Annotated in this window: 10 protein-coding genes; all 10 read right to left on the reverse strand. The window is 73.3% G+C overall.

What is annotated here, in order from left to right:
* Window positions 1–10: 10 nt before the first annotated feature.
* The 10 genes from nusB to ruvX all read right to left on the reverse strand — a co-directional run bounded on the left by nusB (window position 11) and on the right by ruvX (window position 9,345).
* A complete protein-coding gene (gene nusB / locus G5C65_RS24220; RefSeq protein ID WP_165301035.1) occupies window positions 11–436 on the reverse strand; it encodes a transcription antitermination factor NusB in 426 nt (141 codons plus the stop codon).
* A 1-nt stretch (window position 437) separates the two neighbouring features.
* The gene (gene efp / locus G5C65_RS24225; RefSeq protein WP_165301036.1) at window positions 438–1,004 is read right to left on the reverse strand and encodes an elongation factor P; all 567 of its coding nucleotides are present in this window, start codon (window positions 1,002–1,004) and stop codon (window positions 438–440) included.
* A 51-nt stretch (window positions 1,005–1,055) separates the two neighbouring features.
* Window positions 1,056–2,177, reverse strand: coding sequence for an aminopeptidase P family protein (locus tag G5C65_RS24230; protein WP_165301037.1), 1,122 nt, complete (start codon window positions 2,175–2,177; stop codon window positions 1,056–1,058).
* A 173-nt stretch (window positions 2,178–2,350) separates the two neighbouring features.
* A complete protein-coding gene (locus G5C65_RS24235; protein ID WP_165301038.1) occupies window positions 2,351–3,205 on the reverse strand; it encodes an AAA family ATPase in 855 nt (284 codons plus the stop codon).
* 101 nt (window positions 3,206–3,306) lie between these two features.
* Entirely contained in the window at window positions 3,307–4,401 is a 1,095-nt protein-coding gene (gene aroB / locus G5C65_RS24240; protein WP_165301039.1) for a 3-dehydroquinate synthase, read from the reverse strand.
* Window positions 4,398–4,913 carry a shikimate kinase gene (locus tag G5C65_RS24245; protein WP_165301040.1) on the reverse strand — a complete coding sequence of 172 codons (516 nt, stop codon included), beginning with the start codon at window positions 4,911–4,913 and terminating at the stop codon, window positions 4,398–4,400. Before G5C65_RS24245 ends, aroB begins: the two co-directional genes overlap by 4 nt.
* A complete protein-coding gene (gene aroC / locus G5C65_RS24250; protein ID WP_165301041.1) occupies window positions 4,910–6,094 on the reverse strand; it encodes a chorismate synthase in 1,185 nt (394 codons plus the stop codon). Before aroC ends, G5C65_RS24245 begins: the two co-directional genes overlap by 4 nt.
* Before the next feature lie 112 nt (window positions 6,095–6,206).
* Window positions 6,207–7,088 carry a shikimate dehydrogenase gene (locus tag G5C65_RS24255; RefSeq protein ID WP_165301042.1) on the reverse strand — a complete coding sequence of 294 codons (882 nt, stop codon included), beginning with the start codon at window positions 7,086–7,088 and terminating at the stop codon, window positions 6,207–6,209.
* On the reverse strand, window positions 7,088–8,752 hold the full coding sequence (mltG, locus tag G5C65_RS24260) for an endolytic transglycosylase MltG (RefSeq protein ID WP_165301043.1): 1,665 nt from the start codon (window positions 8,750–8,752) through the stop codon (window positions 7,088–7,090). Before mltG ends, G5C65_RS24255 begins: the two co-directional genes overlap by 1 nt.
* Window positions 8,753–8,880: 128 nt before the next feature.
* Window positions 8,881–9,345 (reverse strand): Holliday junction resolvase RuvX, encoded by a 465-nt coding sequence (ruvX, locus tag G5C65_RS24265; RefSeq protein ID WP_165301044.1) that lies wholly within the window; start codon window positions 9,343–9,345, stop codon window positions 8,881–8,883.
* Window positions 9,346–9,372: the final 27 nt, after the last annotated feature.

Raw genomic sequence — 9,372 nt, forward strand, 5'->3', positions numbered from 1 at the left:
CCGTGTCGCCTCAGCGCAACAGCTGCGGCTTCAGCTCCTTCAGACGGCCCAGCAGGCCGTTGACGAAGCCGGGCGACTCGTCGGTGGAGAACTCCTTCGCGAGCTGCACCGCCTCGTCCAGGACCACCGCGTCCGGTACGTCGTCCACCCAGATCAGCTCGTAGACCCCCAGGCGCAGGATGCCCCGGTCGACGACCGGCATCCGGTCGAGTGTCCAGTCCACGGCGTAGGTGGAGATCAGCTCGTCGATACGGGCCGCGGATTCCGCGTAGCCCTCGACGAGCTGCATGGTGTACTCGGTGACCGGCGGCTGCCGGGGGTCCGTCCGTGCGTGCCGCAGCCAGTCCGCCAGCACGGTGCGCACGTCGGCGCCGCGCTGGTCGGCCTCGAAGAGGATCTGGAAGGCGCGTTTGCGGGCCTTGCTGCGAGCGGCCACGCTAGCTGTTCACCCGGCCGAGGTACTCGCCGGAGCGGGTGTCCACCTTGATCTTCTCGCCGGTGGTGATGAAGAGCGGGACCTGGATCTCGTAGCCGGTCTCCAGCTCGGCGGGCTTGGAGCCGCCGGTGGAGCGGTCGCCCTGGACGCCCGGCTCGGTGTGCTTGATCGTCAGCTCGACGGCGGCGGGCAGCTCGACGGAGAGCACCTCGCCCTCGTGCATCGCCACGGTGGCGTCGAAGCCCTCGATCAGGTAGTTCGCGGCGTCGCCGACGGTCTTGCGCTCCACGTGGAGCTGGTCGTAGGTGTCCATGTCCATGAAGACGAAGTAGTCGCCGTCCATGTACGAGAACTGCATACCGCGCCGGTCCACGGTGGCCGTCTCGACCTTCGTGCCGGCGTTGAACGTCTTGTCGACCGTCTTGCCCGACAGCACGTTCTTCAGCTTCGTGCGGACGAAAGCGGGGCCCTTGCCGGGCTTGACGTGCTGGAACTCGACGACGGACCAGAGCTGGCCGCCGTCGAGCTTGAGCACCATGCCGTTCTTGAGGTCGTTCGTGGATGCCACGGTCGCGGAATCTCCTGAGACTGCTGCTGCGGTACCTCGGAGCAGTGGCGCTCAGAGCGCGAGCAGCTCCTTGGTCGTGATGGTGAGTAGCTCGGGTCCGCCGTCCGCCTGCGGGCGGACGACGAGCGTGTCGTCGATCCGGACGCCGCCCCGTCCCGGGAGATGGACCCCCGGTTCGACAGTGACCGGCACACAAGCGTCCAGTTTACCCATGGCCGCAGGTGACAGCCGAGGGTCCTCACCGATTTCCAGCCCCACACCGTGCCCCGTGGCCCGTCCGAGCGCCGCCGCGTACCCCGCCGCGTCCAGCACCTGCCGTGCCGCGCGGTCCACTTCGCGGTACTCCGCACCGGGCTCCAGGGACTCCCGGGCACCCCGCTGAGCAGCGAAGACGAGGTCGTACAGCTCGATCTGCCAGTCGTCGGGCGCGGTGCCGATCACAAACGTACGGCCGATCTGGCAGCGGTAGCCGCGGTACCGGGCGCCCAGGCGCACCGTGAGAAAGTCGCCCTCCTCCACGCGCCGTTCGGTGGGGCGGTGCCCGGCCAGCCCGGAGTTGCGCCCCGTCGCCACGGAGGTGGGGAACGCGGCGCCCTCCGCTCCGTGGTCGATCAGGCGGCGCTCCAGCTCCAGCGCCAGATGCCGCTCGGTGCGGCCCACCAGGATCGACTCCAGCAGCTCGCCGAGCGCCTGGTCGGTGATCTCGGCGGCGATCCGCAGCGCCGAGATCTCCTCCTCGTCCTTGACGACCCGCTGCTGCTCCACGGCGCAGTCCAGGTCCGCCAGCCGCAGGGCCGGTGCCACGGAGGAGAGCGCCCGGTGCCGGGCGACGGTCAGATGGTGCTCCTCGACGGCGAGGACGTGCGGCCCGTGCCGCGCCGCGATCCCCGCCGCCGCGATGACCGCGTCCCCGTCCGCCTCGCCGAGCACGGTGTCCCCCAGCGCGTCGCCGGGGTGGCTGCCGCCCGCAGGGCCCGCGTCGGACGGGGTGAACAGGGTGTCCCGGCCGTCGGGACCGAGCAGCAGCGCACCGCCACCCGGGGCGCGGCCGGTCAGATAGCGGACGTTCGCGGGGCGGGAGACCAGCACGGCGTCCGCGGGACCGCCGTGCGCCGTACTCGCGGCACAGCGCTCGCGCAGCCGTGCGCGGCGGGCCACATGCACCTCGGACATACGCCGAGGGTACGCAGGAGGAGCCGGTCCGACCGGCTGGAGGGGGCCGTGCGGGCTACGGCGTGTCCGCGCGGCGCGCGCGGGGGCGTGCGCCGGTGGGCGTGCGCTGAGTCCGCTCCGGAGGGCCACGCTGTGCCGGAGCTGCCCCGTGCCGCCCCGCGCAGGGCGGGCGGCTACCAGCTCGGGGGGCTCGTCAGGCTGCGGGCGACGGCGGTGTCGAGCATCTGGGCGGTGGCGGCGACGTCCTGCCGGGAGTTGTCGATGATGGGCAGCCCCGAGCTGTACCAGCCCGCCATCCGGCCGTGGATGCCGGCCACCTCCTCGTCGGACAGCCGCCGGTTGCCGGAGCGCTCGGCGTTCCGCTCCAGCACGATGTCCAGGCCGGGCAGCAGCACGACCGGGATCAGCCCCGGGCCCACATGCCGCTTCCAGCCGCCGAGGCCCACGACGGGCCAGTCCGGGAAGACCGCGTCGTCCAGCACGCAGGAGATGCCGTTGGCGAGAAAGTTGCGGGCCGCGAAGCCGCAGGTACGGCGGGCGAGGCGGTACTGCGCCTCCGAGTGCTCGTTCCAGCCGGACTGCGGGTCGGCGAAACCGGAGCGCACCCACTCGCGCACGTCGTCCAGGCTGATGTGCGCGGTGGGCACGGCGCGGTGCTCGGCCCAGTAGCGCGCGACGGTGGTCTTGCCCGCTCCGGCCGGACCGATCAGCAGCACGGCGACGGCCGCGCGGGTGCCGTCCAGCTGGGCGCCGGGGGCGCCGGGCGCCGGGACCTGGACCGGTCCGCCGGGTGGCAGCCGTACATGGCCGGTGAGTTCGGCGTGCTGCGCACCGCCCGCGGGCCCCGCGGGCCCGGGAGGGGGCCCCGGGTGCGGCGGGCCGGCCGGAGGCCGGGCGTGCGGCTGCGGCGGGTGCGCGGGGCCGCCCCAGGAGGCCGCGTGCGGCTGCGGGGGCTGGTGCGGAGAGCCGGCGGGAGGTGGCACGGACGGCTGTGTTGCCTTCGCTCCGCCGTCCCCGTAGTGCTGCATCCGGCCCCCACTCCTCCTCACGTGTGCGTACGCCGCCCCCGCGGCGCCGCCTGTGGTGTGTACCGCACGGTACCTTCCCCGTCAGCCCGCCGGTGAACGGCTCAGGCCGCGATCTCGGCGTGCGCGGCGAGCAGCATCGCCGGGTCCGGGCTCTCCAGGACCGCGGGCCGCGCCAGGCCCTCCAGGACGATGAACCGGAGCCTGTCGCCCCGGGACTTCTTGTCGACCTTCATGGTGTCCAGCAGCTTGGGCCACTGGTCCCCCCGGTAGCTCACCGGCAGTCCGACGGACCGCAGCAGCGCGCGGTGCCGGTCCGCCGTGGCGTCGTCGAGGCGCCCCGCGATCCGGCCCAGCTCGGCGGCGAAGACCATGCCGACGGCCACGGCCGCGCCGTGCCGCCAGGTGTAGCGCTCGTTCTTCTCGATGGCGTGCGCGAGGGTGTGGCCGTAGTTGAGGATCTCCCGGCGCCCCGACTCCCGCAGATCCTCGGAGACGACGTCGGCCTTGACGCGGATGGCGCGCTCGATCAGCTCGGCGGTGTGCGGCCCGGCGGGAGTGCGCGCGGCGGCCGGGTCCTTCTCGATCAGCTCCAGGATCGCCGGGTCGGCGATGAAGCCCGCCTTGATGACCTCGGCGAGCCCGCCGACGTAGTCGTGCGTGCCCAGGGACTCCAGTGCGGCGAGGTCGCACAGCACCCCGGCCGGGGGGTGGAAGGCGCCGACCAGGTTCTTGCCCTCGGCGGTGTTGATGCCGGTCTTGCCGCCGACCGCCGCGTCCACCATGCCCAGCACGGTGGTCGGTACGGCGACCCAGCGCACTCCGCGCAGCCAGCTGGCGGCCACGAAGCCCGCGAGGTCGGTGGTGGCCCCGCCCCCGACGCCGACGATCGCGTCGGTCCGGGTGAAGCCGGTCTGGCCCAGCGCCTTCCAGCAGTAGGCGGCGACCTCGGCGGTCTTGGCCTCCTCCGCGTTCGGCACCTGGACGGCGATGGCCTCGTAGCCCTGTTCGGCCAGGTCCGCGCGGAGCGCCTCGCCGGTCTCGGCGAGCGCCTCGGGGTGCAGCACGGCCACCCGCTGCGCCCGGTCCCCGAGGAGGAAGGGGAGCTCGCCCAGCAGTTGCCGCCCGACGAGCACGTCGTAGGGCTCGGTGCCCGCCGAGCCGGCCACGGTGATCCGGGTGAGTGCCTGCTCCGTCATGCCTGTTTCAGCTCCAGTGCGTCGAGGACCGCCTCGGCGACCTCTTCGGGGGTGCGGTTCTCCGCGCTCACCACGGCGCGGGCGACCTCGGTGTACAGCGGCCTGCGCTCCTCCATCAGCTGCCGCCACTGCCGGCGCGGGTTGATGACGAGCAGCGGGCGCGGGGCGTCCAGCCCCACCCGCTTGACGGCCTCGGCGAGACCTATCTCCAAGAACACCACCGGGTGCCGGGCCAGCAGCGCGCGGGTCTGCTCGGAGAGCACGGCGCCGCCGCCGAGGGCCAGCACCCCGGTGTGCTCGGCGAGCGCGGTGCGCACGGCCGCGCGCTCCAGCTCCCGGAAACGCGGCTCGCCGTCGTCCAGGAAGATCTCGGAGACCGGTTTGCCCGCCGCCGCCTCGATGTCCTGGTCGGTGTCGCGGAAGACCACGTCCAGCCGCTCGGCCAGCAGCGCGCCCACCGTCGACTTGCCGACCCCCATGGGGCCGACGAGCACCACGGCCGGGCCGGTCACCTGATCTCCAGCGCGTCGAGGTAGCCGCGGACGTTCCGCCGGGTCTCCGGGACGCTGTCGCCGCCGAACTTCTCGGCGACCGCGTCGGCCAGCACCAGCGCCACCATCGCCTCGGCGACGATCCCGGCCGCCGGGACCGCGCACACGTCCGACCGCTGGTGGTGCGCCTTGTCCGCCTCGCCGGTGCTGACGTCGACGGTGGCCAGGGCGCGCGGCACCGTGGCGATGGGCTTCATCGCGGCCCGCACGCGCAGCAGTTCACCCGTGGTCAGGCCGCCCTCGGTGCCGCCGGAGCGGCCCGTGGAGCGGCGGATGCCGTCCTCGGTGGCGACGATCTCGTCGTGCGCCTGCGAGCCGGGCACCCGGGCCAGCCCGAAGCCGTCGCCCAGCTCCACACCCTTGATGGCCTGGATGCCCATCAGCGCCCCGGCGAGCCGGCTGTCCAGGCGCCGGTCCCAGTGGACGTGCGAGCCCAGCCCGACGGGCACGCCGTACGCGGCGACCTCGACGACGCCGCCCAGCGTGTCCCCGTCCTTGTGGGCCTGGTCGATCTCGGCGACCATCGCCTCGCTCGCGTCGGCGTCGAGGCAGCGCACCGGGTCGGCGTCCAGCCGGGCCACGTCGCCGGGCTCCGGGACGCTGCCGTACGGCGCCTTCGCGGCACCCAGCTCCACCACGTGCGAGACCAGCTCGACGCCGGCGGTCTCGCGCAGATACGAGCGGGCCACCGCGCCCAGCGCGACGCGGGCCGCGGTCTCCCGGGCCGAGGCGCGCTCCAGCACGTTGCGGGCCTCGTCGAAGCCGTACTTCTGCATGCCCGCCAGGTCGGCGTGCCCGGGGCGGGGCCGGGTGAGCGGGGCGTTGCGCGCCAGCTCGGCGAGCTCGTCCGGGTCGACCGGGTCGGCCGCCATCACCTTCTCCCACTTGGGCCACTCGGTGTTGCCGACCATGACGGCGACGGGCGAGCCGATCGTACGGCCGTGCCGCACGCCGCCGAGGAACGTGACCTCGTCCCGCTCGAACTTCATCCGGGCGCCGCGGCCGTAGCCCAGCCGCCGCCGCGCCAGCTCGTCCGCGACCATGTCGGTGGTGACGGGGACGCCGGCGGGGAGCCCCTCCAGTGTCGCGACGAGTGCGGGACCGTGGGACTCCCCCGCGGTCAGCCAGCGCAACCTGCTCAATGTGTCCTCCCTCTGGGGCCCGGCGCCCGTCCTGACTGCACCCGATCCTGCCATGTTCGACTGAACGGACTTTCCGCTGGTCCGGCATCCGGGCGCCCCCGGCCGGGCACGGCTAACTCTCCCGGGCCCGCAGGGCCGCCTCGCCCGCCTCGCGCATCGCCGCCAGGGGCGCCGGGCTGCGGCCCGTCATCTGCTCGACCTGCAGCACCGCCTGGTGGACCAGCAGGTCGAGGCCGCCGACGACCGCCCCGCCGCGCGCCTGCCAGGCCGCCGCCAGCGGCGTGGGCCAGGGGTCGTAGAGGACGTCGAACAGAGTGCCGGGCCGGTCCGGTACGGCGGACACGAGCGCGTCCGCCGCGCCCGCCGGCGTGGTCGCGATGACCAGCGGCGCCCGCAGCGCCTCAGCGGCGTCGGCCCAGTCCGCCGTGCGGACGGGCACGCCGAGCCGCTCGCCCCAGCCGGACATCTCGCGCGCCCGCACCGCGCTGCGCACATACGCGGCGACCTCGCCCTTGCACACCCGGGCGAGCGCGGCGAGCGCGGAGGAGGCGGTGGCGCCCGCGCCGAGCACGGCCGCGCTCTCCACCCGCCGCACCCCCCGCTCGCGCAGCGCGGCGATCATGCCGGGGATGTCGGTGTTGTCGCCGAGCCGCCGCCCGTCCTCGGTGAAGACGACGGTGTTCACGGACTCGACGGAGGCCGCCGTCTCGCTGATCTCGTCGAGCAGCGGGATCACGGCGCGCTTCAGCGGCATGGTGAGGGACAGCCCGGCCCAGTCCGCGTCGAGGTCGGCGAGGAACCCCGCGATACGGGACTCGTCCACGTCGAAGCTGTCGTAGGTCCAGCTCTCCAGGCCGAGCTCGGCGTAGGCGGCGCGGTGCAGGGCCGGGGAGAGCGAGTGGGCGATGGGCGAGCCCAGTACGGCGGCGCGTCTGGTGCGCGCTCCCTCCCGCACCCCGCTGGTCTGCGACCTGGTCTGCACCTGGTGGGTCATCAGCCGCCGTTCTCCTTCTGCTTGCGCTGTACCGCGTTGAAGTCCTGGACGTTCTTGTCGTGTTCGGCCTTGCTGTCCGTGAACCGGGTGTCGCCGGGTTTGACGGTGACGAAGTAGAGCCAGTTGCCCTCGGTCGGTTTGAGGGCCGCTTCGATGGCCTGGTGGCCGGGGTTGCCGATGGGGCCGGGCGGCAGGCCCTTGTGCAGATAGGTGTTGTACGGCGAGGAGTAGCGGGTGTCCTCGACCGTGGTGTTGAGGGTGGAGCGGCCCTTGGCGTAGTTGATGGTCGAGTCGAAGCCGAGCAGCATGCCCTGGTCGAGCCGGTTGTAGATCACTCGGGAGACCTTGCCGAACTCGTGGTCCTGCTGGGCCTCCGCCTGGATGAGGGAGGCGATGGTGATGATCTGCTCGGGGGTCTTGCCGGTCTTCTTCGCCGCGGCCTCCAGGCCCGTCTTGGTGTACTCGGCCTCGGCGCGCTTGACCATGGTGCGGAGCACGTCCGCGGGCTTGCTGTCCTTGCCGATGCTGTACCGGGAGGGGAAGAGGAAACCTTCCGGTTTGCCGCCGGCCCACGAGGGGAGGCCGAGTTTCGCGGACTTCGCGGCCTTCCGGGTGGTGCCCTCGGGCTCGTCGAGCTTCTTGTCGATCTCCGCGTAGATCTTCTTGGCGCGCCAGCCCTCGGCGACGATCAGGCCGTTCTGGCTGGAGGGGTCGAGCATCATGCCCACGGCGCTGGAGCCGGACATCCGCTTGCGCAGCACATAGGAGCCGGCCTGGATGCTCTGGGCCTTCTTGTTGCCGTCGGCCGCCTCCACGAAGGCGCGGGAGCTCTTCACCACGCCCTCGCGCTTGAGGACGTCGCCCATGTCGGAGAGCGAGGCGCCGTCCGGGATGTCGATCTGGACGTCGCCCTTCCCCGAGCCCTCGAAGTCCGGCGGGGGCGCGAAATGGGACTGATAGAACTGATATCCGAAATAGCCGACCGTGCCGACACCCGCCGCGAGCACCACCGTGACCGCGAGGCAGGCGCAGCCGTTCCGCTTGCGCTTGGTGCCGTCCCGGCCGCCGCGGCGCCGGGGCTCCTCGTCGTCGGGATCGTCCAGGAACGCCTGCCGGTCGGGGTCCTCGCCGCCCTCCGTGAAGAAGGCGTGCTCTCCCTGGTCGGGCCCCGGGTCCCAGCCGGTGCCCTGGTCCGGCCCGGCCGGTGCGTCGTACGGATACGGGTGCGCGTACGGCGCGTCCTGCGGCGCCGCGTACGCGGCGGGGGCGCCCTGCGGCGCGGCGTGCGGGTGCGGCACCGGCTCGGGCTGCTCGCGCAGATACTGCGGGCGCGGGGGCGGGTAGCCGCCCTGCTGCGCGTAGTAGTCGGGCCGCTCGCCCATGCCGTAGGGATCGGCATGCGGTATGCCGTACGGGTCGGCACCCACCGCACCGCAGGAGGGGTCGTACTGCTGTCCGCCGTAGCCGTACGCGGCCGTCCCCTCGTAGTACTCCTGGGGGTAGTACGACTGCTGCTGGGGGTGCGGGTACTCGCCGGGCTGCGGGGGCGCACTCCAGCCATCCTGGTACCCGGCCGGTTGTCCACCGTAGGCGTCCCGGTCCCCGTAGAGGGGGTCGTCGGGGTGCCACGGCTGGGAGCCGGGCCCCTGGCCATATTCAGTCATCGATCCCCTTGTGCCGCGAGGCGGCAGCCGCCGCGGTCCGCGTGGCGGTGGCGCCGGAACGTCCCCGTCCGGGTGTGAGCAATATGCGGACGGCTGCCCTGTGCGCGCGGCACGTTACCGTATCGCGATCAGACAACCACTTCGACGCACTGCCCCGGTGGCCGCCCAGACACCCGTTCGGTCTCCAGGGCGCTCTGCAGAATCACCACGGCGGCGGCCTGGTCGATGCGCCCGCGGCCCTTCTTGGAGCTGACCCCGGAGGCCCGCATTCCGTGCGCCGCCGTGACCGTGGTCATCCGCTCGTCGACGAGCCGGACCGGGACCGGTGTGATCTTTTTCGCGAGCCGCTCGGCGAAGGAGCGGACCTTGGCCGCCGCCGGGCCCTCCGACCCGCTGAGTGAGCGCGGAAGCCCGACGACGACCTCCAGCGGCTCGTACTCCCCGGTCAGCGCGGCGAGCCGGCGCAGCGCCGCCGGAACGTCACGCCCCGGCACCGTCTCCACCGGGGTGGCGAGGATTCCGTCGGGGTCGCAGCCGGCGACCCCGATCCGGGCCTCACCGACGTCCACGGCGAGCCGGCGGCCGCGCCGCAGGGCCGCGCCCTCCCGGCTCTCCCGCTC

The sequence above is a fragment of the Streptomyces boncukensis genome, from assembly GCF_011045075.1.
Taxonomy (GTDB): Bacteria; Actinomycetota; Actinomycetes; order Streptomycetales; family Streptomycetaceae; genus Streptomyces; species Streptomyces boncukensis.

Bases quoted from the DNA above. Each gene is read 5' to 3' on its own strand.
- G5C65_RS24230 (WP_165301037.1), bottom strand. From the start codon at position 2,177: ATGTCCGAGGTGCATGTGGCCCGCCGCGCACGGCTGCGCGAGCGCTGT.
- G5C65_RS24235 (WP_165301038.1), bottom strand. From the start codon at position 3,205: ATGCAGCACTACGGGGACGGCGGAGCGAAGGCAACACAGCCGTCCGTG.
- aroB (WP_165301039.1), bottom strand. From the start codon at position 4,401: ATGACGGAGCAGGCACTCACCCGGATCACCGTGGCCGGCTCGGCGGGC.
- G5C65_RS24255 (WP_165301042.1), bottom strand. From the start codon at position 7,088: ATGACCCACCAGGTGCAGACCAGGTCGCAGACCAGCGGGGTGCGGGAG.
- mltG (WP_165301043.1), bottom strand. From the start codon at position 8,752: ATGACTGAATATGGCCAGGGGCCCGGCTCCCAGCCGTGGCACCCCGAC.